The 23883-nt window shown below is 66.2% G+C and carries 23 protein-coding genes; 10 read left to right on the top strand and 13 right to left on the bottom strand.

Translation table 11 applies throughout. The annotated features are described in order from the left end of the window. Positions 1–80: 80 nt before the first annotated feature. Positions 81–1676, bottom strand: coding sequence for a bifunctional 3-(3-hydroxy-phenyl)propionate/3-hydroxycinnamic acid hydroxylase MhpA (gene mhpA, locus AC59JP_RS09705; RefSeq protein ID WP_497325546.1), 1596 nt, complete (start codon positions 1674–1676; stop codon positions 81–83). Between the two features lie 218 nt (positions 1677–1894). Here mhpA and AC59JP_RS09700 point away from each other — a divergent pair, with 218 nt between their 5' ends. Next, a complete protein-coding gene (locus tag AC59JP_RS09700) occupies positions 1895–3181 on the top strand; it encodes an MFS transporter (protein WP_497325545.1) in 1287 nt (428 codons plus the stop codon). Here the strand turns inward: AC59JP_RS09700 and AC59JP_RS09695 are convergent. Genes AC59JP_RS09695 through AC59JP_RS09685 form a run of 3 tightly spaced genes read right to left on the bottom strand, consistent with a single transcriptional unit; the run spans position 3150 to position 5821 of the window. Continuing rightward, positions 3150–3875, bottom strand: a complete 726-nt coding sequence (locus AC59JP_RS09695) for an IclR family transcriptional regulator (RefSeq protein ID WP_497325544.1) — start codon at positions 3873–3875, stop codon at positions 3150–3152. The genes AC59JP_RS09700 and AC59JP_RS09695 overlap by 32 nt on opposite strands. An 18-nt stretch (positions 3876–3893) precedes the next feature. Continuing rightward, on the bottom strand, positions 3894–5138 hold the full coding sequence (locus tag AC59JP_RS09690; protein ID WP_497325543.1) for a DUF3500 domain-containing protein: 1245 nt from the start codon (positions 5136–5138) through the stop codon (positions 3894–3896). Further along, a complete protein-coding gene (locus AC59JP_RS09685) occupies positions 5135–5821 on the bottom strand; it encodes a FadR/GntR family transcriptional regulator (RefSeq protein WP_497325542.1) in 687 nt (228 codons plus the stop codon). The genes AC59JP_RS09690 and AC59JP_RS09685 overlap by 4 nt, the downstream gene beginning before the upstream one ends. A gap of 116 nt (positions 5822–5937) precedes the next feature. On the opposite strand from AC59JP_RS09685, the gene AC59JP_RS09680 reads away from it, so the two are divergent. Beyond that, entirely contained in the window at positions 5938–6777 is an 840-nt protein-coding gene (locus tag AC59JP_RS09680) for a fumarylacetoacetate hydrolase family protein (RefSeq protein ID WP_497325541.1), read from the top strand. Between the two features lie 151 nt (positions 6778–6928). Here the strand turns inward: AC59JP_RS09680 and AC59JP_RS09675 are convergent, their stop codons facing one another. Continuing rightward, positions 6929–7660, bottom strand: a complete 732-nt coding sequence (locus AC59JP_RS09675) for a GntR family transcriptional regulator (RefSeq protein ID WP_497325540.1) — start codon at positions 7658–7660, stop codon at positions 6929–6931. Between the two features lie 61 nt (positions 7661–7721). Between AC59JP_RS09675 and AC59JP_RS09670 the strand changes: the two genes are divergently transcribed. Then, positions 7722–10586, top strand: coding sequence for an FAD-binding and (Fe-S)-binding domain-containing protein (locus AC59JP_RS09670; protein WP_497325539.1), 2865 nt, complete (start codon positions 7722–7724; stop codon positions 10584–10586). On the opposite strand, the gene mftD is transcribed toward AC59JP_RS09670, so the two are convergent. From mftD to mftA, 4 genes are read right to left on the bottom strand one after another with little or no spacing between them, the layout of a single operon-like run. Continuing rightward, positions 10574–11761, bottom strand: coding sequence for a pre-mycofactocin synthase MftD (mftD, locus tag AC59JP_RS09665; RefSeq protein ID WP_497325746.1), 1188 nt, complete (start codon positions 11759–11761; stop codon positions 10574–10576). The genes AC59JP_RS09670 and mftD overlap by 13 nt on opposite strands. 47 nt (positions 11762–11808) lie before the next feature. Next, complete coding sequence (gene mftC, locus AC59JP_RS09660) at positions 11809–13050, bottom strand: mycofactocin radical SAM maturase (RefSeq protein WP_497325538.1); 1242 nt, start codon at positions 13048–13050, stop codon at positions 11809–11811. After that, positions 13047–13358 (bottom strand): mycofactocin biosynthesis chaperone MftB, encoded by a 312-nt coding sequence (mftB, locus tag AC59JP_RS09655; RefSeq protein ID WP_497325537.1) that lies wholly within the window; start codon positions 13356–13358, stop codon positions 13047–13049. Before mftB ends, mftC begins: the two co-directional genes overlap by 4 nt. Positions 13359–13366: 8 nt before the next feature. After that, positions 13367–13477 carry a mycofactocin precursor MftA gene (gene mftA / locus AC59JP_RS09650; RefSeq protein WP_497325536.1) on the bottom strand — a complete coding sequence of 37 codons (111 nt, stop codon included), beginning with the start codon at positions 13475–13477 and terminating at the stop codon, positions 13367–13369. A 114-nt stretch (positions 13478–13591) separates the two neighbouring features. On the opposite strand from mftA, the gene mftR reads away from it, so the two are divergent. Continuing rightward, a complete protein-coding gene (mftR, locus tag AC59JP_RS09645) occupies positions 13592–14209 on the top strand; it encodes a mycofactocin system transcriptional regulator MftR (protein WP_497325535.1) in 618 nt (205 codons plus the stop codon). 4 nt (positions 14210–14213) lie between these two features. On the opposite strand, the gene AC59JP_RS09640 is transcribed toward mftR, so the two are convergent. The 3 genes from AC59JP_RS09640 to AC59JP_RS09630 all read right to left on the bottom strand — a co-directional run bounded on the left by AC59JP_RS09640 (position 14214) and on the right by AC59JP_RS09630 (position 16617). Next, positions 14214–14990, bottom strand: a complete 777-nt coding sequence (locus tag AC59JP_RS09640) for an SDR family NAD(P)-dependent oxidoreductase (RefSeq protein WP_497325534.1) — start codon at positions 14988–14990, stop codon at positions 14214–14216. A 41-nt stretch (positions 14991–15031) separates the two neighbouring features. Beyond that, positions 15032–15637, bottom strand: a complete 606-nt coding sequence (gene kstR / locus AC59JP_RS09635) for a cholesterol catabolism transcriptional regulator KstR (protein WP_497325533.1) — start codon at positions 15635–15637, stop codon at positions 15032–15034. A 119-nt stretch (positions 15638–15756) separates the two neighbouring features. Beyond that, positions 15757–16617: a mycofactocin-coupled SDR family oxidoreductase gene (locus AC59JP_RS09630; protein ID WP_497325532.1), complete on the bottom strand. Its 861-nt coding sequence runs from the start codon at positions 16615–16617 to the stop codon at positions 15757–15759. Positions 16618–16824: 207 nt separating this feature from the next. Between AC59JP_RS09630 and AC59JP_RS09625 the strand changes: the two genes are divergently transcribed. Together AC59JP_RS09625 and AC59JP_RS09620 are read left to right on the top strand one after the other, a co-directional pair. After that, positions 16825–18177, top strand: coding sequence for an OB-fold domain-containing protein (locus tag AC59JP_RS09625; RefSeq protein ID WP_497325531.1), 1353 nt, complete (start codon positions 16825–16827; stop codon positions 18175–18177). Then, positions 18174–19355: a lipid-transfer protein gene (locus tag AC59JP_RS09620; RefSeq protein WP_497325530.1), complete on the top strand. Its 1182-nt coding sequence runs from the start codon at positions 18174–18176 to the stop codon at positions 19353–19355. Before AC59JP_RS09625 ends, AC59JP_RS09620 begins: the two co-directional genes overlap by 4 nt. Before the next feature lie 12 nt (positions 19356–19367). Here AC59JP_RS09620 and chsH3 read toward each other — a convergent pair whose 3' ends face one another. Next, complete coding sequence (gene chsH3 / locus AC59JP_RS09615; RefSeq protein ID WP_497325529.1) at positions 19368–20225, bottom strand: enoyl-CoA hydratase ChsH3; 858 nt, start codon at positions 20223–20225, stop codon at positions 19368–19370. Positions 20226–20361: 136 nt separating this feature from the next. Between chsH3 and hsaA the strand changes: the two genes are divergently transcribed. Genes hsaA through hsaB form a run of 4 tightly spaced genes read left to right on the top strand, consistent with a single transcriptional unit; the run spans position 20362 to position 23877 of the window. Further along, on the top strand, positions 20362–21537 hold the full coding sequence (hsaA, locus tag AC59JP_RS09610) for a 3-hydroxy-9,10-secoandrosta-1,3,5(10)-triene-9,17-dione monooxygenase oxygenase subunit (RefSeq protein WP_497325528.1): 1176 nt from the start codon (positions 20362–20364) through the stop codon (positions 21535–21537). An 11-nt stretch (positions 21538–21548) separates the two neighbouring features. Next, positions 21549–22427 carry a 4,5:9,10-diseco-3-hydroxy-5,9,17-trioxoandrosta-1(10),2-diene-4-oate hydrolase gene (gene hsaD / locus AC59JP_RS09605; RefSeq protein ID WP_497325527.1) on the top strand — a complete coding sequence of 293 codons (879 nt, stop codon included), beginning with the start codon at positions 21549–21551 and terminating at the stop codon, positions 22425–22427. Then, positions 22424–23323 (top strand): iron-dependent extradiol dioxygenase HsaC, encoded by a 900-nt coding sequence (gene hsaC, locus AC59JP_RS09600; RefSeq protein ID WP_497325526.1) that lies wholly within the window; start codon positions 22424–22426, stop codon positions 23321–23323. The genes hsaD and hsaC overlap by 4 nt, the downstream gene beginning before the upstream one ends. Further along, positions 23320–23877: a 3-hydroxy-9,10-secoandrosta-1,3,5(10)-triene-9,17-dione monooxygenase reductase subunit gene (hsaB, locus tag AC59JP_RS09595; RefSeq protein WP_497325525.1), complete on the top strand. Its 558-nt coding sequence runs from the start codon at positions 23320–23322 to the stop codon at positions 23875–23877. Before hsaC ends, hsaB begins: the two co-directional genes overlap by 4 nt. Positions 23878–23883: the final 6 nt, after the last annotated feature.

Here is a 23883-nt window from a genome sequence, read left to right as displayed (position 1 = left end):
TCTCGAGGGGCGACCGATTGGACCCACTGGCCTAGCCGGCGTGAGCGGAAGGTCGACGGCGCGTGAGCCTGCCTCCCCGCTCAGCTGCGAACGAATGCAGGCGCCGAACCGGTGACGCGGCTGACGAAGTCGTCGATGGCCGAGGCCGTCATCGATACCGAAAACGCCCCGTAGAGATGGAAATCGGGCCGGACGATGACCGTGTCGGCGTCGAGTTCGTCCAGCCACGTGCCGTAGGTGTCGTCGAGGTCGTCGACCACCGCAACGGCTCGGTCGGCCGCGCCGGTGAGCGCCACCAAACTCATGCCGAGCGTGTTCAGACGGTCACGCGTGGCTGTCGGAAGGTCTTCGAACGTGGACGCTCGACGGGTGATGACCGCTCCGGGTCCGCCGAACGCGTCGTCGAACAAGGTCATCTCGCCGCCCAGGGAAACCCGCCCTTGTCGCGCCAACGAACCTCCGTGCGGACCGGTGTGCAGGCCGACCCCGAGACCCGGACGTGGGGGGGTGGGCGGGGTCGTCCCTCGCTCCCACTCCTCGATCATGCGGCTGTCACGCTCCGCTGCTTCGTCGGGGTCGGTAATGCAGATGACCTGCCCCAGCGATGTCGAGAACTTCACGAATTCCTGTGCGTGGTGGAGGCGTTCGGCTCCGTAGGTGTCGAGCAGGCTGTGCGGGGCTTGGCCCCGCAGGACGGCGTCGAGTTTCCAGCTCAGATTCATCACGTCGCGTACGCCTGCGCCGAGACCCTGCCCGGCGAAAGGGGGCATGAGGTGCGCGGCGTCTCCGGCGATCAGGACCCTTCCCTTTCGCCACTCCGTGGCCCAGCACGCCTGGAACGTGTACACCGAATGCCGTTCGAGATCGGAGTTGTCCGCGGTGAGGCCGTACGGTTCCAGGAGCGACCATGCCGTGGCCGTTCTGTTCAATTCCTCCTTGGTCTCGTGCGGTAGGCGCATGAATTCCCATCGCCTGCGACCGGGTCCGCCCGGAACCATCGTCGAGGGCCGTTCGACGTCGCACGTCTGCGCCGCGACATGTGGAAAGCTCACGTCGGCAGAAGGTTTGACGTCCACCACGAGCCAGTCGTAGAAGTAGCCGTCGTCGTGCCATTCGATGTCGACGAGGGAGCGGACGGTGCTGTTGGCTCCGTCGGCTCCGATGACCCACTGCGCGGCAATTTCCGACGTGGCACCGTCGGTCACAGCTGTGACGTCGACGGTCACCCGATCCTCGTCCAGCGACAGTGACCTGGCTTCCCACCCTCTCCTCACGCGAACGTTCGGTATGCCCGCCACGATCGCGTCGAGTGCGTCCTCGAGGTCGGGTTGATTGAAGAAATACGTGTTGTACCAACCGGACTCACCACGCCCGGTCCAGTCGACCTCGACCAGCGTCCGGCCGGCACCGTTCCGCCAGACGTACATGTCGTCGTACGGCTCGGTGATCTGCGGGATCGTGTCGGGAGCAAGGCCGACGGACTGCAGAATCCTCGCGAAGTCCGAGCAATGAGTCACCGCGCGCGGCAACGGATAGCCCGCGGCGTTCTTGTCGATCACCACGACGTCGTGACCGCTGGTCCCCAATTTGATGGCCAGCAGTTTTCCGACGGGACCGAAGCCGACGATCAGCACGTCGGTCTTCTCCTGGTCCGCGATGTCGTGGCTGGTGTTCATGGTGAGTCCGTTCTGGCGTTGGAATGCGTTGCGACCCGACGAGAGTGCGCCCGTTCATGGGTGCCAGTCACCACGACAGTCCCACTTTCCGGGACACGTGAACCCATGTGTTTCTGTCCCGAATTCCGGGACTCTCGGGTTACCCAGGTCACACTCGACAGCTCACGATGACTCGCACCGCCCGATTCGGGTGTCGTTCCCACGACCTGGAGAATCAGATGCAACCGACCATTCCTTTCGAGGGCGCGGCCGCCGCCGAAACTCGATCGCACCCGCGCGTGATCGCGCTCTGCATGTTCATCACGGTGATCGAGGGCTTCAACCTCATCGTGTACGGCTCTGTGGTTCCCCTTCTGTTGAAGGATCCCTCGCTCGGTTTGACCGATCGGACAGCGGGTTTGGTCGGTGGGTTGGTCTACATCGGAGCGATCTGCGGTGCCATCCTGGCGCCGCAGGTCGCGGATCGGATCGGCCGCAAGAAGGTCTTGTTGATCGCGATCGGGTTGTTTGCGCTCGGCGCTGTCCTGACCGGTTCTGCGACCGGCGTGACGGTTCTCGCCGCTGCACGACTCGTCACCGGCTTCGGCATCGGGGGATCGCTGACCACTGCAATGACCACCGCGCGCAACAGTTCCGCGTCCAAGCACGCCTCGTTCGTTGTGACTGTCACGATGGCGGGCATCCCCCTCGGAGGTGTCGTTGCCGCGTTGCTGGCGGTACCGATCCTTCCGGCGTTCGGCTGGCGACCCATGTTCTTCGTCGGCGCGACCGCCGCACTCGCGATCGCCGCAGCGGTGTCCCGGATGACGATTCCGACGGACACACCACAGGAGATCGCAGGGAGGGCATGGTCGACTCGGCAGAAGGTGCGCACCATGTTCACGGGCCGGGGCTTGGTGATCACCGTGATCATCGCCGGCTGCGCCGTGGCCAACATGGTTGCGTGGCAGGGCCTCAACGTGTGGGGCACACAGGCGATGATCGATCTGGGATACTCGCTGAGAGCGGCGTTGCTGCTCTCGTTCACCCTCACCGGAGCCGCGGTTCTCGGGTCCTTCCTCACTGCCCGCGCTGCCGACCGGCGGGGCTCGGCACCGGTTTCGATCATCACCGCAGCGTGCACGCTCGGTGGTCTGGTGGGCATGCTGACGCTCCCCGTGACACCCTCGACCACCATCGTGTGCGTGGCGTTCATGGGAATCGGAGGGCACTCCACCATGAATCTGGTCCACACGACGACCGCCGACGTGTTTCCGCTTCCGGTTCGCGCGCAGGCGCTGGGGTGGTCCAACAGCACCTCGTTCATCGGCGCGTTCCTCGGACCGGTCCTCGGCGGTTCGGCGATCGCCGTCGGCGGGGCGCACGGCTTGTTCTCGGTGTTCGCCGCATCCGCGGGTCTGTGCCTGGTTGCTGTGGCCGGTCTGTATGTCGCCGGTCGTTCGAACGGGCGCCCGGCGTCGACCACCTCTACGGCTACAGCGCGCGCAGGTTCACCGCAGGGTTGAGAACTTTCAAACCATCGATCGCACGATCGCGTTTGTCGGCGAAGCGCGAGGTCGGCATCACGATGCTCACCGCTTGCAACGCTCCCGTAGGTCCGACGAATCCCGTCGCGACGGCCGAAATTCCCACGTCGTGCTCTTCGTTGTCGATCGCAATGTGGGACAGACGAATTCGGTCCAATCGCGCAGTCAGCTCCGCTGGATCGACGATCGTGTTCGCCGTGAAGCGCGTCAACGGCTCGCGAACGAGGTCCGACACTCGATCCGCCGGAAGATGAGCAAGCAGAGCCGTACCGATACAACTCGCGTGCAGCGAGAAGCTCTTTCCTACCTTGGTCACTCCTCGGAGGCGGTCCGGAGACGCCAATTGATCGACCACCACGACCTCCCGCCCGGAGAAGACGGCAAGTTCCACGTGCTCGTTCATGACCCGTGCCAGCTGCGCGAGCTGTGGCCGGTTGGCGGACAACAGCTTCAGGTGGGCACCCATGCCGAACTTGAGCAGACCGGGGCCCAGCGAGTAGCCCTGACGATCCGGTAACCGAACGACGAACAACTCTTGCTCGAGGGACTGCACGATCCGGTGAACCGTGGAGCGGGGCAGCCCGGTGCGCAACGCGAGTTCGGTCAGGGTGAGGGAGCCGCTGCTTTCCGCGATGGCATCGAGAACCACGGTGGCACGACCGATGTCGGCCATGTCCTCACCCCCTGGTCGTCATCGAGACCGCTTCTGCCACTGACGGACGAAGGCGCGCCCGTAGTCGTTGCCGTGCGGTGTCCGTAGAACGGTGTGGATGTGGAACGGTTTGGGTGTGTCGTAGTCGAGGAAGACGCCGCAGTGATGATCCAGTTCGGCAATGACGACAGGCGACTGGATGCGGTAGTAGAAGACGTCTCCGCGTTCGTGTCCACCGATCCACGAGAACCACGTCTCGGGTAGCCATCGCGCTACCTGGCGCATCGCTGCTCTGCGAGGGCCGGTCGGCAGCAGAAGGACGAACTGTTCGACGATGTCCAGCAGCACCCGTCGCGAGTCCGGTGACATCTCGGTGGCGCAGATTCCCTCGAACGGGATCTGCCGGTTGTCCTGAAACGCGCCGGCCAGGTGCCGTTCGTCGCCGGGATGGACGCGGCCGGCGGGCATCGCGGGGTCCACCATTTTCTCGTATATCGTTGCCCTGGAACGCTGCTCGGGTGTCAGCCTGGACATCAGGTCGATCCCCAGGTCGATCCGGGGAGTGAACGATTCGATTCCGGCGTGCTCGCCGTCGTCGATCTCGTTCGGCTCTGCGCCCAGGAAGGTCGGGCTGATCACCATTCGGCCGTCCACCACCAGGCAGTTGACGGCCATGTGGTGTCCGAACACGTGCCAGCCCCACGGGGCAACCGGATCCGGCGTGCCGTAGACCGCGATGTTGTAGCTGAACTCGCCCAGCACGCTCTGCAGTCCGACCACCTCACCCAGGAACCCGTTGATCAGCATCATGTTGTGCGCCAACTCGTAGCCCTCCGGACTCAGAGACGCGGCCATCAGCGCGAGCGCCTTGGCTCGCACCTCCTCGGGCTGGAACTCCAGTCGAAGGCCGGTGTCGAACTGCATGAATTCCGGGTTGGCCCACGTCTGCCACTCGGGGGCATCGACCGGAAACATCACCGCCGCTCGTGAGTCAGGTTCCAACGCGGCCAGGAAATCCTCTGCGGCTGCCACCATCGCTGCCACCGGCGCAGCTTCGCCGGGCAGTGCCGGCTCCCACCGGTGAACATCGGCACGCAGAACGCCGTTCTCGGTGACTCCTCGGAACTCGTTCAGATACAACGGAGTCCAGCCCGCAACCAGGTCCCCGGTGAACGTTCCCGGTTCACGTGCTGCCTTGGCGTACGTGTACGGGTCCATCCCGCGAACGTCGGCAAGGCGCGGGTGGTCCTCCGGGAACAGGTACTGACGGAATTCTCCGGTCATGGCGTCGTCCTTCCGGTTGGTGTGTTGTTGTGCCGGAGGACGATCGCTCGTACGGCGTCCTCGCTGCCATCGATGATTGCGTTCACCAGATCGACGTGAATTCGGTAGCGCTCGCCCCGATAGGCGTCGGCGTCGGTGTCGTCGACACTCGGAGTCGCCGAGTTCAGGTACCCGAGCGTCCCGACGTACACCGCCCGGGCCATCTCGTTGGGGCAGATCGCAGCAATACGTTCGTGCAGAGCCCAGTTCGCGCGCATGAAGCCTGCCCACGTTCGTGCCGAATCCATCGCGTTCAGGGCGTGACGAAGTTCGACAGCGTCACGATCGGTGCAGTGCCGGGCCGCGGACACGTCGATCAGCGGTTCGAGTTGCTCTCGAAGTTCGATGGCGTCCGCCACTGCGGTGGGATCGTCGGCCACCGCGAGAAGGGTGTGTCTCATCCTGACCACCGGTCCGGATTCGGCGACGAACAGTCCGCCGTTTCTGCCGGGACGGATCTCGAGAACACCGCGGTCGCGCAGAAGCCGCACTGCTTCACTGACAGTCGAGTACGCGAAACCTGTTTCTGCGCGCAGCGATTCGAATGTGCCGACCGCATCGCCGGCTTCGAGTCCGCTGTCGCGGATGCGCTCGTCCAGGGCCGCGGCCAAGTCCTCCGCGCGTGTTCGGCGGCCGAAGACCATCGATGGTCGACCGGGGCCTTGCTCTGACGGGGTCCGTGTTGGCATAGTTCTCATCAGACCATAAACCTCCGAAGGTTTGGAAGGTTTTCCTGGATGAGGCTGAACGGAGAAGGACCATGCGACTAGTCGGGATCAAACGCCACGGGAGCGACGCCGTGGAGGTCGCCGACCTCGGAGGTGACGGTTCCAGGGTGACCGTCGTGGCCGGCCTCCACGAGTTCTGGTCGGATGCAGCCGCTTTCATGACGCGCGCCGGACGCGAGACGGTGTCGAGCGACGACGTAACCTTCGTGCCGCCGGTCCTTCCCGGCGCGCGCGTCATCTGCATCGGTCTGAACTATCGCGATCATGTGGCCGAGGGGAGCTACCGCGCCGAGCCTGTGCCGGAGCATCCGACCCTGTTCGCCCGCTGGCCGGCGTCGCTCACCGTCGGTGGGGACGAGGTCTCGGTGCCGATCGACGAGGACGGCCTCGACTGGGAGGGCGAGGTGATGGCCTGGGTCGGCTCCCCGATCTCGAACGCCACCCCGGACGACGCGCTGAACGCGGTGGTCGGCTACTCCACCTTCAACGACATCACGGCTCGCCGGGCCCAGAAGCTCACGTCGCAATGGATTCTGGGGAAGAACGCGGATCGTTCCGGGCCGCTCGGTCCACTCGTGCCCGCCGGGGAAGTGGGTGACCTCCGACGCGGGCTGCGAATTTCGACTCGGGTCAACGGCGAGACGGTGCAGGACGCGAGCACCGACCAGATGATCTATACCGTCGGCGACACCCTCGCCCACATATCGCGCACCTTCACCGTCAACCCCGGTGACCTCCTGGCCACCGGAACGCCGTCCGGCGTGGGCTACGCGCGCACACCTGCGTGGCTGTTGCATCCCGGTGACACCGTCGAAGTCGAGGTCGACGGGTTGGGAGTACTGCGGAACACGATTGTCATGTCGAGGGCATAGCCGTAGTCCGCCCGACCGTGACTGCACCCAAGTCGGTCACATGCGCGGGATCCCGCGTATTCCGTCGATCTGGGTGCAATATCGCAGCGCGCCCGCCACCCCCTCGAGAGTTCGAGAAATAGATGACCCGCCGCGACCGGTCTCTCGGATGTCAGTCGGCCACTGCGTTCGCCCAGATGGAGTCTGCGTCTAGCTCGAGCTGCTGTTCCTTGATGGCCTGCTCGACCAGTAGGCGGCCGGTGACCTCCAAGTGCTCACGCATTGCGGCTTCGGCAGCATCGGCGTCGTTCGCGGCGATCGCCGCGAGAATGGGCGTGTGCTCGTTGTCGATGTCGGCCAGGGTGCGCGAGCGGTGCCCGGTAGTGGCCCCGAGCAACCGGGTCGACTCTCGGAGTGTCGCGACAATCTTTCGTGCGCTGTGGTTGCCGGCGACACCGAGAATCGCGTCGTGGAACGACAGGTCGTGGCGGGCCAGGCCGGGTTCGTCGTCGTCGGCGACTGCTGTGTGCATCCGCGCAAGTTGTTTCTCGAGGGCGCGGACTGTGTTCGGGTCGGCCGTCGACGCTGCCCGTCTGACCGCGGGTACCTCGAGTGCGATGCGCACCGCGAAGATGTCGGCGATCTCCTTGGGGTGGGGCAGAACGATGCGAAAACCCTGCCGGGCCTCGAACTGGATGAGCCCGACTTCCTCCAGTCGGAGCAGCGCGTCCCGGACGGGCGTGCGGGAGACGCCGAGAAGGTCAGACAGCTGGTAAGCCGAATATTTCACTCCCGGCGACATGACACCGGCGTCGATCGCCGCTCGTATCGCGGTGGCAACCTGCTCGACTCGTCGACCGGGTGCGCGGGGGAGCGGCTCGAGGCGAAGGTCGCTTGCGGGCACGTACGGACTTTAACAATCGGATCGTGCGGTCGAGGGCCCCTGACATGCCACGCTCTGTAACATGCTACGCATGGTGTCAGTGAGTCGTCTGGTCGAGGAACTCCGCGCGTGCGGTGTCACCGACGTGTACACCGATGGCGCACAACGACATTCGTACTCCTCGGATGCGTCGCTCTATCGGGTGACCCCGACCGCGGTGGTCTGTCCCCGAGACTCCGGCGAGGTGTCGGCACTCGTGTCCGTGGCGCGGGCGCTCGGGGTGCCCATCACCGCCCGCGGGGCCGGAACCTCCGTCGCAGGCAACGCTGTGGGCACCGGGCTGGTCGTGGACTTCAGCCGACACATGAATCATGTTCTCTCGCTCGACCCGGACGAGCGCACGGCGGTGGTCCAACCCGGAGTCGTGCAGGCCTCTCTGCAGGCCGCGGCTGCTCAGCGCGGGCTTCGGTTCGGCCCGGACCCCTCGACTCACACCCGGTGCACCATCGGCGGGATGATCGGAAACAACGCGTGCGGCACCCGCACGCTCGGCTACGGGCGGACTTCGGACAACGTCACCGCCCTCGAAGTCCTGACCGGATCGGGCGAGCACATCCGTCTGGGCTCCGCGGTCGTCACAGGCCGCGTCGAACACCCGTCGGATTCTCCCGTCCTCGAACGCCTGCAGACGATTTCGGCCGGTGGCTTGGCAACGATGCGGACCGAGTTCGGCCAGTTCGGTCGGCAGGTGTCGGGGTACGCCCTCGAGCATCTGCTGCCGGAGAACCGATTCGACGTGGCGCGGATGTTGGTCGGCAGCGAGGGAACGCTGGGCCTCGTGACCGAAGCGACGGTTCGTCTCGTGAACGAACCCGAGTCGTCGGTGCTGGTCGTGCTCGGCTATTCCGATATCGCCGCAGCCGGAGATGCCTCGCCGTCGGTTCTCCGGTTCTCGCCCACCGCGTGCGAGGGTATCGATTCCCGAATCGTCGACGTCGTCAGGACGCGGCGCGGGCCTAATGCCGTGCCCCCCTTGCCGCGAGGGTCGGCGTGGCTGTTCGTCGAGGTCGTCGGCGCGTCGGCAGGCGAAGCCCTCGAACGCGCGAATCATGTTGCTGCCCAGTGTGGTGCGGACGATTCGCTGATCGTGACCGATCCGGGGCAGACCGCCGCGCTGTGGCGCATTCGGGCCGACGGCGCCGGCCTCGCCGGCCGCAGCCCTTCCGGGTTGCCCGCGCACGCGGGATGGGAGGACGCGGCTGTCCCGCCGGATCGCCTGGGTGACTACCTTCGGGACTTCGACAGGTTGATGACCGACTTCGGGGTGACAGGACTTCCTTACGGCCATTTCGGCGACGGGTGCCTGCACATTCGGGTCGATCTTCCCCTCGACAAGCCCGGTGGGACAGAGGTGTTCAGAAAATTTCTGGTTGCGGCCGGAACCCTCGTGGCCGGATACGGGGGCTCGCTTTCGGGCGAGCACGGGGACGGCCGAGCTCGCAGTGAGCTTCTGCCGCTGATGTATTCGAAGGACGCACAGGCTCTGTTCGCGGCGGTCAAGGACGCCTTCGACCCCGACAACATTTTCAATCCCGGAGTGGTGGTGGACCCGCGTCCCGTCGACGCGGATCTGCGTGTGCCCGCTGCGGTGCCGTTTCGTCGCAACCTTGCCTTGGCGTATCACGATGACGGAGGCGACTTTTCCCAAGCCGTTCACCGCTGCACCGGGGTGGGCAAGTGCCGGGCGGACAACACCGCGACCGGTGGGGTGATGTGCCCGTCGTTCCTGGCCACCCGAGACGAGAAGGACTCGACCCGCGGGCGGGCCCGTGTGCTGCAGGAGATGATCAACGGGACCGAGGTGTCGGGTGGATGGCGATCACCGGAGGTGCACGAGGCGCTCGATCTCTGCCTGTCCTGCAAGGGCTGCGCCTCCGACTGCCCGACCGGCGTCGACATGGCGGCCTACAAATCCGAGGTCCTTCACCAGAGCTACAAGGGCAGGAAGAGGCCGGCCTCGCACTACTCGCTCGGGTGGTTGCCGCGTTGGGCCAAGCTGGCGAGCAAGGCACCCCGATCGGTCAACGCCGCCATGCGGATTCGCGGGATAGGCCCCTTGGCTCTCGCCGCGGCCGGTGTGGACGGTCGCCGCACGATCCCGCCGTTCGCCGACACGACCTTTCGATCCTGGTTCGCCTCCACGGCCGGCGAGCGCACGACCGGCGGAGACCCGGTCACGTTGTTCGTCGATTCGTTCACCAACTACTTCACCCCCGAGGTGGGGGTGGCGACCGTGCGGGTGCTCGAGGAGGCGGGCTTCAGTCCGCGTTTGACCGAGAAGCAGCAGTGCTGTGGGCTGACCTGGATCTCGACGGGTCAACTGGACGCCGCGAAGAAAATTTTGGGTCGGACCGTCGAGGCGCTGGCTCGCTCCGCGGAGGAGGGCGTCCCGATCGTGGGGATGGAGCCGTCGTGCACCGGTGTGCTTCGCTCCGACGCTGTGCAACTCGTGAACGACGACAACGCGAAACAGGTGGCCGACGCCACCCGCACCCTCGCCGAGTTGCTGACCGATCGCGGCTGGCAACCATCGTCGATGTCCGGCAAGAAGGTTGTGGCGCAACCGCATTGCCACCATCACGCCGTGATGGGGTGGAGTGTGGATGCCGCACTGCTGGATCGGGCAGGCGCGCAGGTCGACAGGCTGGGCGGGTGCTGTGGACTCGCGGGCAACTTCGGGGTCGAGCGGGGTCACTACGAGGTGTCGGTGGCCGTCGCCGAGCAACAGTTGATCCCCGCGGTGGACGCCGCGGCCGCGGACACCGTCATCCTGGCCGACGGGTACTCGTGCCGAACCCAACTGTCCGACCTGACCGATCGGCGGGGTGAACACCTCGCGCAACTACTCGCCGACGCGATCGACGCCGGCGACGGTCAGGACGTCTGAACTACCGCCTCCCGCGTCACCCCGAGGGCCCTGACGAACCCGTCGGGCACGACGATGTCGTCCGGTCCGAGATCGGCGAGCGAGCTCTTGCCCATGCCGAGCAGCGCGCTGTCGGCGCCCATTCGGAGGACGTCGAGAACGTTCTCCACACCGGCCTGCCCGTTCGCGGCGAGACCCCACAGGTAGGCACGGCCGATCATCACGGCGCGGGCGCCGAGGGCGACGGCCTTGACGACGTCGCTGCCCCGCCGGATGCCGCCGTCGAGGAGAACCTCGATCTGATCGCCGACGGCCTCGGCGACGGCCGGGAGCATGCGGATGGTGGCGGGTGTGCCGTCGAGGTTGTTGCCGCCGTGGTTCGAGACGGAAATGGCGGAGAAGCCGGCATCGATGGCGCGGCGGGCGTCGTCGACCCGGGAGATGCCCTTGAGCATGAACGGGCCGTCCCACTGTGCGCGGAGCCAGGCGACGTCCTCCCACGACGGTGGCGGGGTCTGCTGCCACATTCCATAGGCCCCGAAGAACGTCGGCGGCTGTGGTGCGCCGGCGGGGAGGATGTTCGGCGTCGTCAGGGCGGGGATGCGTCCCGACTTGGCGAACTTGTACAACCACGCCGGCCGAATGAGGCCCTCCGGTGCGAACTTCGCCATGGCGGCCAGGTTCATGGTCTCGGGAATGGAGGGGCTGCCCCAGTCGCGGCCGTACGAGAACGACCAGTCGAGCGTCAGGATGATGCCTACGGCGCCGGCGGCTTTCGCCCGTTCCATACGGGCGACCATCTCGTCGCGGGTCCCGAGCCAGTACACCTGAAACAGTGTCTGAGGGTTGACCGCAGCGACTTCTTCGACGGACTTGGACGCGAACGACGACAAACCCATGATGGTGCCGCGGGCGGCGGCAGCGCGTGCGACGGCGACCTCCCCGTCCGGGTCGACGGCCTGGACGCCGGTGGGGGAGATGATCACCGGCATGGAGATGTGTTGTCCCATAACCGTTGTGGACTGATCACGGACGGCGGCGTGGCCGGCGACGTGCGGGGCGAAACCGAGTTCGCCGAACGCTGCCATGTTGTCGTCGTAGGTGCTGCCGCGCTCGGAGCCGGCGATCAGCGCCGAGTACACCGACGGGGGTAGCCGTTTCTTGGCTCGTCGCTGCGCTTCGGCGACGGTCTCCATCCACGGGTTTCTCGCCCACGGGTTGTGGGCCTGCAGGTCGCGGAGTTTCACCGGTCGTCCTTGCTCGAAGCCATTCCTGCGAGCGGGTTTTCGTCGCAGATCTTCACTGGTGCTCCGCCTTGCCCCACGAGCAGTGTCAGCGGCACCGATGCTTTGGGGGTGGCCCTCGTGCCGCTGCGGGAGTGATCGACACTGGACTTCGGGACGGCGCCGCGGTCGGCGGCCAACGCCGATTCCCCGTACCCCTGCACGCATTCGGGGTCCGGGCCGTCCATGGGCAGGCCGGTGAAGAACTTCGCCGCCATGCACCCACCCCGGCACGAATCGAAATGCTGGCACTTCGTGCACGCCCCACCGGTCTGCGGAGACCGCAACTCCTGGAACAGCTCCGAGGTCTGCCACACCGACTGGAACCCGTGATCGGTGACGATGTTGCCGGCGAGGAACTGCTCGTGAATGGCGAACGGGCACGCGTACACATCCCCGATGGGGTCGATCAGGCACACCACCCGCCCCGCACCACACAAGTTCAAGCCCGGTAGGGCGTCACCGTAGGCGGAGAGGTGGAAGAACGAATCCCCCGTCAGCACCCCCTCACCGTTGGCGACGAGCCAGTCGTAGAGCTGGCGTTGCTGCCCGGCGGTGGGGTGCAGGTCGTCCCACACGTCCGCACCACGTCCGGACGGGCGCAACCGGGTGATCCGCAACGTGGCGTCGTAGTCGTCGGCGAGGGCTTTGAAGTCGTCGAGCTGGGAGACGTTGTGGCGGGTGACGACCACAGAGATCTTCGCATCCCGGAATCCGGCGTCTTTGAGGTTGCGCAGCGCGCGGACGGCCATGTCGAACGAGCCGGGTCCGCGGACGGCGTCGTTGACCTCGGCGGTGGCGCCGTCGAGGGAGATCTGCACGTCCACGTAATCGGACGCGGCGAGCCGGGCGGCGGCCGTCTGGTCGATCTTGACGCCGTTGGTGGAGAACTTCACCCCGACCTGGTGGGCGGTGGCGTAGTCGACGAGTTCCCAGAAGTCACTGCGGACGGTGGGTTCGCCGCCGCCGATGTTGACGTAGAACACCTGCATGCGTTGGAGCTCGTCGATGATCGATTTGCACTGCTGGGTGGACAGTTCGCGGGGGTCGCGGCGGCCGGAGGAGGACAGGCAGTGCACGCAGGACAGGTTGCAGGCGTACGTCAGTTCCCACGTCAGGCAGATCGGGGCGTCGAGGCCGAGTTCGAACTGATCGACCAAACGCCCCACGGGCTGCTCAGGACGGGAGAGTGTGGAGGTCATGCTGCGTCTTCCTGTGCGTCGGCGGGAACGATCATGGTCGACTCGGCCAGAACACGCAGCGCGTCAGCGTATTTCGGCAACGCTGCTTCCGTGACTCCGGCGGCGAGAACGGCCGAGCGCGCAGTCGGATGGTCCGGCAGTGACTGCACGATGGTCACGATGGTGGTGTTCTTGAGGAACGAGAGCTTGCGGGTACCGAAGTGGTAGAGCAACGCCCCGAACGGCTCGGGGCGAAGCGCCACCTTCGGGTTCAACCGCCACCCGAGATCGAGATTCATCTCGCGGGAAGGCCGGAGGCCGGTCGTCATCGGGCTGCTCAGTACACGCCGCACATGCCGTCGATGGAGACTTCCTCCACCAACGATTCCTCCACCAAGGACTCCTCCGACTGCGAAGCTTCGAACGTGGGCGACGACTGATCCGACATGGCAACCTCCTGAGACGACAACGTGTGCGTTTCACCGAGTAGTGGCGCACACCACACGATAGTGGCACCGAGTGCATAAAGTACGAAAATCGACGACATCGACGAGGAGAAGGTGTGGACCAGGAAGTGCCCGCTGCCGTGGGCCGTCCGCCGTCGACGACGAGAGGCGGTATCAGCGACGTGGCAATTGCCCTTTTTGCCGAACGCGGTTTCGACGCCACCAGTGTCGACGACATCGCCGAGGCGGCCGGCATCGCGCGCCGCACCTTCTTCCGTTACTTCCCGTCCAAGAGCGCCGTTCCGTGGGGAGACTTCGACGCCGGATTGGACGTTCTCCGAAACCTGCTCGCGGACATGCCGACAGAGAGTTCGATCCCCGACGCGCTCGTGTCCGCGCTGGTTCGGTTCAACTCGTTCCCCGACGAGGAACGGGACATCCACCGAACCCGGATGCGTCTGATCTTCGAAGTCCCTGCACTGCAGGCGTACTCGATGGTGATGTATCAGGGGTGGCGTCAGGTCATCGGCGAATTCGTGGCTGCGCGAACACATGTCGCGACGGACGACCTGTATCCGCGGACGGCGGGCTGGCTCGCGCTCGGCGTGGCGATCTCGGCGTACGAGCAGTGGCTGGACGACGAGGACGCCGACCTCTCTCGTCTCCTGACGGAGGCGTCCACCGCCCTGTTCACCGGGTTGAGCTCTCCGCCGCGACGGCCCGAGCACGGATGAACCGCTACATGTGAGCGCCACCGTCGATGCGAATCTCGGTGCCGTTGATGAACTTTCCGTCGTCCGAGACCAGCATGGCGACCACTCCGGCAACGTCGGCGGGTTCGCCGAAGCTGCCACCGCCGAACGGCGACGTGAGCTTCGCGAACAGAGTGCCGTCCGCATCGGAGGGGAGGGTCAGGATCGACTCGGTGGTGATCTTGCTGGTGATTCCGCCGGGACTCACGCACACCGCTCGCAGGCGCTGCTTCGTGTATTCGAGCGCGATGGTGTGAGTCATCGACGCGATCGCGCCCTTGGTGGCGGCGTACGCAGCCATGTACGGGTGCGCGAATGTGGCCGACGTCGACGAGAAGTTCACGATCACCCCGTCGCGGGGGGACGCCAGCAGGCGCGGTATCGCAGCGCGGCACATGAGGAACGTTCCGGTGAGGTTGACCGCGATCACTTTGTTCCACAGTGCGAGTGACATCTCGTGGGTGTGCGCGGGAACGAGAATGCCGGCGGCGTTGACGACGGCATCGAGGCCGCCGAGAGTCTCGTCGACTTCCGCGTACAGCGATGCGACGCTGTGTTCGTCGGAGATGTCGCAGATCGCGGTGACGAGTTTGCCGCCGCCCTGGCCTTCCGCAGCCGTGCGGGTTGCCTCCAGCCCACGGCTGTCGACGTCGACAGCGACGACGTGCGCGCCCTCCGACAGCAGTCGCAGTGTTGTTCCCGCGCCTATCCCAGATCCTGCACCGGTTATCACGATGCGTCGGTCGAGCAGTCGGTCCTGCACAGCAAATCTCCTCGGGTCGGCTCGGGGTCGACCCGAGCTCTTCACTGATCTATCGAATTTTCTTGCAGCAGTAGAGCAACGGTGGTGTCCATGCGACGCGCGACGTCCTGGGCGGACGCCCGGCGCGTGACCCAGGCGACCAGGTTGGACAGCCAGACGTCACTGATGACGCGGGCCATGTCGAGCTGGGTGGACGTCGGCTCGCCGTCGGCCATCGCGGCGGCGAAGACGCTGTCCATCAGGCGCCCCACGTGATCCACCTCGGCGGCCGCCGAGGCGTCCGCGAACATGAATGCCCGCGTCATCGCTTCGGTGAGAAGTGGATCCTTCTGCATCGCGCGTGTGATGCCGCCGATCATCATGTGCAGCCGCTTCTCGGCGGGAAGTGCCTTGTACTTGGCGCGCGCGTTCCGCCCGTCGAAGCGCTCCATCTCGCGGCCGAGTGCGGTGACCAGGAGATGGACCTTCGACGGGAAGTAGCGGTACAGCGTGCCGACGGCCACGTCGGCTTTCTCCGCGACGTCGCGCATCTGAACGGCGTCGTATCCGCCCTTGGACGCCAATGCCAACGTGGCATCGAGAATTCGCTTGCGGCGTTCCCGCTGAGAACGAGTTCCGCTTTCGGCATCTGCAACTGGACGTGTCACAGGACCCTCCGTTTCGCTGAGACGCTAATTCTACTCGAGCTGGTGACATCTCACACTGCACCCGGGCAGCCGGCGAACGGTGGGCCGCAGGGAACACGTTCCACGCTGACGGCGGGTGATCAGACCCCGAGTTTCTGACCCGCCCCGGCGTCGACGCGCAGCTGCTGGCCGGTGACGTAGCGCGACTCGTCCGACGCGAGGTACACGACGGCGTGCGAGATGTCGTCCGGCTGGACGTACGGAATCGGCATCGACTGCATGAAGGGGAACGTGACCTCGGCGTCTTCACGGGTCGGGTTCTCGAGGTCCGGGCGGAAGGTCTTGTACATGACCTTGCTGTGCAGCATGTCGGTGCTGACGTTGGTGGGGTGAACCGCATTGACGCGAATCATGCTGGGGCCGAGAGTCAGTGCCAGTGACGCGGTGTAGGTCTGGATCATCTTCTTCGCCAGCCCGTATCCGTCTCCGCCCGGTCCCTGCAGTGCCTGCATGCCGTTGATGCCGATCTGGGGAACGAGACCCGCGACGCTGCCGATGGCGATGATGGAGGCGCCCGACTCGAGGTGCGGCATCGCGGCGTGGATGGTGTTGACGACACCGACGAAGTCCACGTCGAAGGCGTCGACGAAGCCTTCCTTGGGAACTCCGTTGCCCAGGGGACAGATCCCGGCGTTCGCCACGACGATGTCGAGGGATCCGCCCATCTCGGCGATCGCGGCGGCAAGTTCACGGTCCATCGATGCGCGATCGCGCACGTCGACCTTGGCCGTGACGATGCGACGCCCGGACTTCTCCACCAGGGAGCGTGTCTCGTCGAGATCGGCTTCGGTGGCGAGGTCGTACTCGTTGGTGGCGATGTTGTCGCAGATGTCGAACGCGATGATGTCTGCGCCCTCGTCGGCCAGGTGCACTGCGTGGCTTCGTCCCTGCCCGCGCGCTGCGCCGGTGACGAAGGCGATCTTGCCTGCAACTCGATTCACGATGGTTCCTCCGGGGGATTCGTCTTCCGGCCCCGGGTTGGCGGGGCCGTGTTTGTAGAACACGTTATAGCTCATGCGGAGGAAGCGACAGGTGCAGTTGCCAAAATTGCAGCCGCATTCCTCGTTACGCGATCCCGCGGTCGGATCGCGCACCAGACTGTAACGTGTTGCAGAAATCAGGTCACCGACCGACACGAGGGGAGTCGCGTGAACGACACCATCACCCAGCGCGCTGCGGACATCGCGGCCGCCGGAGCCAGCGCCCGCAGAGCGGGCCGCGACCCGGTGAATCGGCCCATGGTCAACACATGGCTCGAGGCGCTGGGTTTCGAGCCGGACACCACTCGCGACGTTCCGGCGGCGACGCTCCAGATGTGGACCATGGGTGGTCTGCGCGGCAGACGCGCCCCCGACGATCCGCTGGGCGCGATGATGGCCGTTCTCGACGACGCCGGGTACACCTCGGTGGTCGCGACCGACTGCGGCCAGACCTATCACCGGCCGCTTCACACAGGGGACGAGCTGACGGTGTCGACCGTGCTCGAATCGGTGGTCGGTCCGAAGAAGACTTCCGTGGGCGAGGGATGGTTCGTCACCACGCGGAACACATGGTTCCGGGCGGACGAGCCCGTCGCCGAGATGACCTTCCGCGTGCTGAAGTTCGCGCCCCCCGCGGCCGACTCCAGCTCGTCCACCGCCGGCGCGTCCACCGCGACCCCGGCCACCGCTGTCCCTGCCGACGTGCTCAGACCGGTGGTCAGTCAGGACACCGAATTCTTCTGGCAGGGAACATCGGCGCGGGAGCTCCGTGTCCAACGCCTGGGCGACGGATCGCTGCGCCACCCTCCCGTGCCGAGGGTGGACACGGACCCGGCGGCGCCGGTGGACTACTCCGTCATGTCGGGCACCGGGACCGTGCACAGCTACGTGGTGCATCACCATCCGGCGGTGCCCGGACGCCGGACGCCGTTCGTGGTCGCTCTGGTGCAGCTGGACGAGGGGCCGCGCATGCTGGGGGAGTTGCGAGGCATCGACGGTGATCTGGTGCGAATCGGCATGGCCGTAAGCGTCGACTACGACCGCGTCGACGACACGCTGACCGTCCCGTTCTGGCGCGTGGCCGACGTGCCGCGCGCATCCAGGCTTCGGGACCGGAGTGCGGCTCCGGTGGTGGGAGAGTTGCTCGCGCCGATGGTGGTTCACGCGGATCCGACATTCGTCGTGGCGTCGGCGCTGGCCACCCGCGACTTTCAGGACGTCCACCACGATCGCGACAGCGCCGTCGCGCGTGGGTCCCGCGACATCTTCGTCAACATTCTGACCGACACCGGTCTGGTGCAACGGTTCGTCGAGGAGTGGGCCGGCGCGGGAACGGTCTTCACCTCGATTTCGCTGCGGCTCGGGGTGCCCTGGTACGCGTACGACACGGTCACGTTCACCGGCGAGATCGTCGCCGTGGACGGTGACGACGTGACTCTGCGCGTGATCGGGTCCAACTCGCTCGGCCGGCACATCGTGGGGACGGTCACCGTCACCCTGAATCAGGAGGACGTCGCATGAGCACCGCATCGCAGGGCCTGTCCGGCCGCGCCGCGATCGTCGGAATCGGCGCGACGGACTTCTCGAAGAATTCCGGTCGGAGCGAACTCCGACTGGCCGCCGAGGCCGTGACGGCCGCCGTGGCCGATGCCGGACTGCAGATGTCCGACGTGAACGGCCTCGTGTCCTTCACCCAGGACACGAGCATGGAGATCGCGGTGGCGCGGGCCGCCGGCATCGACGAACTCACCTTTTTCTCCCGCGTGAACTACGGCGGCGGCGCCGCGTGCGCCACCGTCCAGCACGCCGCGATGGCGGTCGCGACGGGAGTTGCCGACGTCGTCGTGTGCTACCGCGCGTTCAACGAGCGGTCCGGTCAGAGATTCGGGCAGGTCATGACCGGCGTCGCCGCGGCGCCCACGTCGTCCGGCGTCGACGCGGGGTGGTCGTATCCCATGGGTCTGGGCACTCCCGCGGCGTGGGTCGCCATGGCCGCACGCCGATACATGCACGAATACGGCGCCACCAGCGAAGATTTCGGGGCTGTCGCCGTCGCGGACCGCGCCCACGCCGCCACGAATCCGAAGGCGTGGTTCTACGGCAAACCGCTGACGCTCGAGCAGCACCAGTCGTCGCGGTGGGTCGCGGAACCGTTGCGGCTCTTCGATTGCTGCCAGGAGAGCGACGGTGGTGTCGCGATCGTGGTCACCAGTGCCGAGCGCGCCGCGGATCTGCCGCATCCCGCGGTGTCGATCGTTGCGGCAGCGCAGGGGAGTGCGGCCGACCAGTTCGTCATGACCAGCTACTACCGCGACGACGTGGCGGCGCTGCCGGAGATGAGCGTCGTGGGGCGTCAACTGTGGGATCAATCCGGCCGCACGCCTGCAGATGTCGACACCGCGATCCTCTACGACCACTTCACGCCGTTCGTGCTGATGCAGCTCGAGGAACTGGGATTCTGTGGCCGCGGCGAGGCCAAGGACTTCGTCTCGGGTGGATCCCTCGGCCTGACCGGACGATTGCCGTTGAACCCGCACGGCGGGCAGTTGGGCGAGGCGTACATCCACGGCATGAACGGCATCGCCGAGGGTGTCCGTCAGATCCGGGGAACCGCGGTGAACCAGATCGCCGGTGCGAGCACCGTTCTGGTCACCGCGGGAACCGGTGTCCCCACCTCCGGACTGATCCTCGGCAGCTGACTCGACGGACAGCTAGTTCGACAAGCGGGCCGACACGCCGGACAGCACGGGCGCGTCGGCCCGCTCCACGGACGTGACCTGTCCGTGAACAGTGGATCCGTTGCGCCACAGGCGAATCCGGAGGGTCTCACCGGGAGTCAGAATGCCGGCGAACTTCGCCTCGAAGGACTCCACCGCGCCGGCATCGGAGAACGTGTCGGAGACGGCCTTGCACGTGATGCCGTACGTGCACAGGCCGTGGAGGATCGGTGCGTCGTAGCCGGCGCGAGCGGCGAAGTCGGGGTCCGAGTGCAACGGGTTCCGGTCGCCGCACAACCGGTAGAGCAATGCCTGCTGGGGCAAGGTCGGGACTTCCACCGTGTGGTCGGGTTCGCGATCGGGCGTCCACGCCGGACGGGAGGTGCCGCGCTCTCCGCCGAAACCTCCTTCGCCCTTGGCGAAGATGGACGACCGCGCGGTCCACAGGGGTGCGCCGTCGGGTGTGGTCGTCGTCGACTCCTGCACGATGACCGCCGCCGAGCCCTTGTCCATCACCTCGGCGATGCGGGTGACGGTGACGCCGGCGCCGGAGCGCGGGATCGGCGCGTGGACCTCTACCTGCTGCGACCCGTGCACGACGGCGGCGAGGTCGATGTCGACTCCGGGAAACGACACCCGCGGCGGCTCGTCGGCGTGGAACGTGGCGGCGACGGTGGCGAACGTCGGCAGCACGCGGTCGCCGCCTTCCGTGACCCATCGCAGTTCGTCGCGGTCGGTGCTTGCTCGCCCGGCGCCCACTGCTAGGTGGTAGAGGAGGACGTCCGACTCGGTCCAGGAGAACTCGACCGGCGGTAGTTCGGCACCGACGGCGACGTGGGGATCGATGGGCATTCCTGTGCTCCCTGAAGGGTCGAGGCGGCGTGACGAGAAAAACCGCACTATCGGGTAAAACTGGAACACGTTATACTAAACCGCAACGAGGGCATGCCGCCTCGAGCCGGGCCCCGTACATCGAACAGGAGTCGAGATGAGCGAGAAGGATCCGCAGTCCGTCGTTGCGGCGGTGGAGGCACTTCTGCCAGGACTACGCGATCGTGCAGGCGACACCGAGGCTGCACGGCGCATTCCCGCCGAGAACATCAAGGAGCTGCAGGAGGCCGGGTTCTTCCGTCTGCTGCAACCGTCCCGGTGGAACGGGTTCGAGGCCGATCCGGAAGTCTTCTTCGACACCGTGCGCAAGATCGGTTCCGCTTGCGGTTCCACGGGGTGGGTGTCGTCCATCATCGGCGTCCACAACTGGCACATGGCGCTGTTCTCCGAAGAAGCGCAGAACGACGTGTGGGGTAACGACACCGATGTCCGCATCTCCTCGTCGTACGCCCCGATGGGCGCCGGAGTGGTCGTCGACGGCGGCTACACCGTCAACGGTGCGTGGCAGTGGTCCTCGGGCTGCGACCACGCGGACTGGGCGGTGCTCGGCGGTCCCGTCATCAAGGACGGTCGCCCCGTCGATTTCGTGAGCTTCCTGATCCCCCGCGAGGACTACCGGATCGACGACGTGTGGCGCGTGGTCGGACTCCGCGGAACGGGATCGAACACCGTCGTGGTCAAGGACGCTTTCGTTCCGCGCCACCGCGCCCTGAGTTTCCGGGACATGAGCGGCCTCACCGCGCCGGGTCTCGAGAAGAACACCGCCCCCGTGTACAAGATGCCCTGGGGAAGCATGCATCCCACCACCATCTCGGCGCCGATCGTCGGCATGGCGTACGGCGCCTACGACGCGCACGTCGCCCATCAGGGCGCCCGAGTGCGTGCGGCCTTTGCCGGGGAGAAGGGCAAGGACGATCCGTTCGCCAAGGTCCGTCTCGCCGAGGCGGCCAGCGACATCGACGCGGCGTGGCGTCAGCTCTCCGGCAACATCCGCGAGGAATACGACATCATTCGCAGAGGCGGCGAGGTGTCCATGGATCTGCGCCTGCGTACGCGTCGAGATCAGGTGCGTGCCACCGGTCGCGCGGTGGCGAGCATCGACCTGCTTTTCGAGAGCGCGGGAGCTACGGCGCTGGAGGATCACGCTCCGCTGCAACGGTTCTGGCGTGACGCGCACGCGGGCCGGGTCCACGCGGCCAACGATCCCGAGCGGGCCTACACGATGTACGGTTCGGGCCAGTTCGGCCTGCCCATCACCGACACGATGGTCTGAGGCGGGCGTCGATGACAGCCGTGGCCGAGAAGGCAGGCAGTACGCACGAGTCCACGTCGCGCTACGTGAAGGTGCGGGAGGATCTGACGCTGCACCTGCACGAGGCGGGACAAGCGGACGCGCAGACCGTGGTGCTCCTGCACGGCGGCGGGCCGGGCGCGTCGGCCTGGTCGAATTTCCGGAAGAACATCGACGTCCTGGCCGAGCGGTATCACGTTCTGGCCGTGGATCAACCGGGCTTCGGGCTCTCCGACAAGCCCACGAAACACCCGCAGTACTTCTCGCACAGTGCCGATGCGCTGCGTGATCTGCTCGACGTGCTCGAGATCGAGCGCGTGCACATCGTCGGCAACTCGCTCGGCGGCGGTGTCGCCGTGCGGTTCGCGCTGTCGTACCCGGAACGGGCCGGCGCCCTGGTGCTCATGGGTCCGGGCGGCGTCGGCCTCAACCTGTTCCACGCCGATCCGACCGAAGGCGTGCGCGAACTCGGCTCCTTCGTGCGCAATCCCACCCGCGAGAAGCTCGAGAAGTTCGTCCGCACCATGGTTTTCGATCAGAAGATCGTGACCGACGACCTGATCGACGAGCGCTTCGCCATCGCGTCGACGCCCGAGTCGCTGGGTGCCATGGCAGCGATGGGCGCGTCGTTCGCCGGACCGGACTGGGAGAAGGGGATGCTGTGGCGTGAGCTACACAACCTCCGCTCGCACGTGCTGCTCGTCTGGGGTCGCGAAGATCGCGTCAACCCGCTCGACGGTGCGATGGTGGCGCTCAAGACCATTCCGAAGGCGCAACTGCACGTGTTCGGCGGGTGCGGGCACTGGGCCATGATCGAGAAGACCGACGAGTTCAACGCTCTCACCCTGAACTACCTGGAAGGCAAGCGATGACCATCTCCTCCCTCGGGTACCTCCGTATCGAGGCCACCGACATGGACGCATGGCGTCAGTACGGTCTGAAGGTTCTGGGCATGGTCGAGGGCAAGGGCTCCGTACCCGGTGCGCTGTATCTGCGGATGGACGATTTTCCGGCCCGCCTCGTCATCGTTCCCGGCGAGAGGGATCGCCTCGTGCAGTCCGGGTGGGAAACGGCGAACAAGGCCGAACTGCAAGACGTTCGACGCCGGCTCGACGACGCCGGAGTGCCCTACAAGGAAGCCACATCCGAGGTGCTCGCCGACCGTCGTGTCGACGAACTGATCAGTTTCGAGGATCCGTCGGGCAACGTGCTCGAGGCGTTCCACGGAGCCGCGCTCGAGCATCGCCGCCTCGTCAGTCCGTACGGTCACCGGTTCGTCACCGGGGAGCAGGGTCTCGGCCACGTGGTTCTGTCGACCGACGACGACGAGGCGTCCCTGACGTTCTATCGAGACGTCCTCGGGTTCCGGCTACGTGACTCGATGCGGCTGCCGCCGCAGGCGCTCGGCCGTCCAGCCGACGGACCCACGCCGTGGTTGCGCTTCTTCGGATGCAATCCGCGCCATCACTCCCTGGCGTTCCTGCCGATGCCGACCAGCAGCGGCATCGTGCACCTGATGATCGAGGTCGAGAACTCCGACGACGTAGGACTCGGCCTCGACCGTGCGCTGCGCAAGAAGGTGCCGATGTCGGCCACGCTCGGTCGGCACGTCAACGATCTGATGCTCTCGTTCTACATGAAGACGCCCGGCGGCTTCGACATCGAATTCGGTTGCGAGGGCAGGCAAGTGGACGACGATCAGTGGACTGCTCGCGAGTCGACGGCCGTGAGCCTGTGGGGCCACGACTTCAGCCTCAGCCGCGGATGACAGCAGACATCGACCCGAGGACCTTCCGATCGGTCCTCGGTCGGTTCTGCACCGGCATCACGATCATCGCCACCGTCGACGACGGCAACCCGGTGGGTTTCGCGTGCCAGTCCTTCTCGGCCCTGTCGCTCGATCCGCCGCTGATCATGTTCTGCCCGGGAGCGAAATCGCGGTCCTGGGCGGCGATCGAGCGCACGGGTCATTTCTGCGTCAATGTCCTCGCCGAGGAACAGCAGTCTCTGTGCGCGCGATTCGGATCTCCCGAGCCCGACAAGTTTGCCGGCGTCGACTGGTCGCCCACCGACCTCGGATCACCGGCACTCGGCGGCGCCCTCGCTCACATCGACTGCACGGTCGAACGCACGGCGGACGGCGGCGACCACGTGATCGTGATCGGCCGCGTCCACGCGATGACGGACACCTCCGGTGGCCGCCCGTTGCTGTTCTACCGAGGTCAGTACACCGCGGTGGAGCCGGGACGGCACACGCCGGCCGGATGGCGCGGTGATCTTCAGGACTTCCTGACCACCGCGTCCACCGACACCTGGCTCTGACCGACC

The organism is Rhodococcus sp. 320_ES (assembly GCF_059691855.1).
This window is presented reverse-complemented; position numbering and strand designations above follow the sequence as displayed.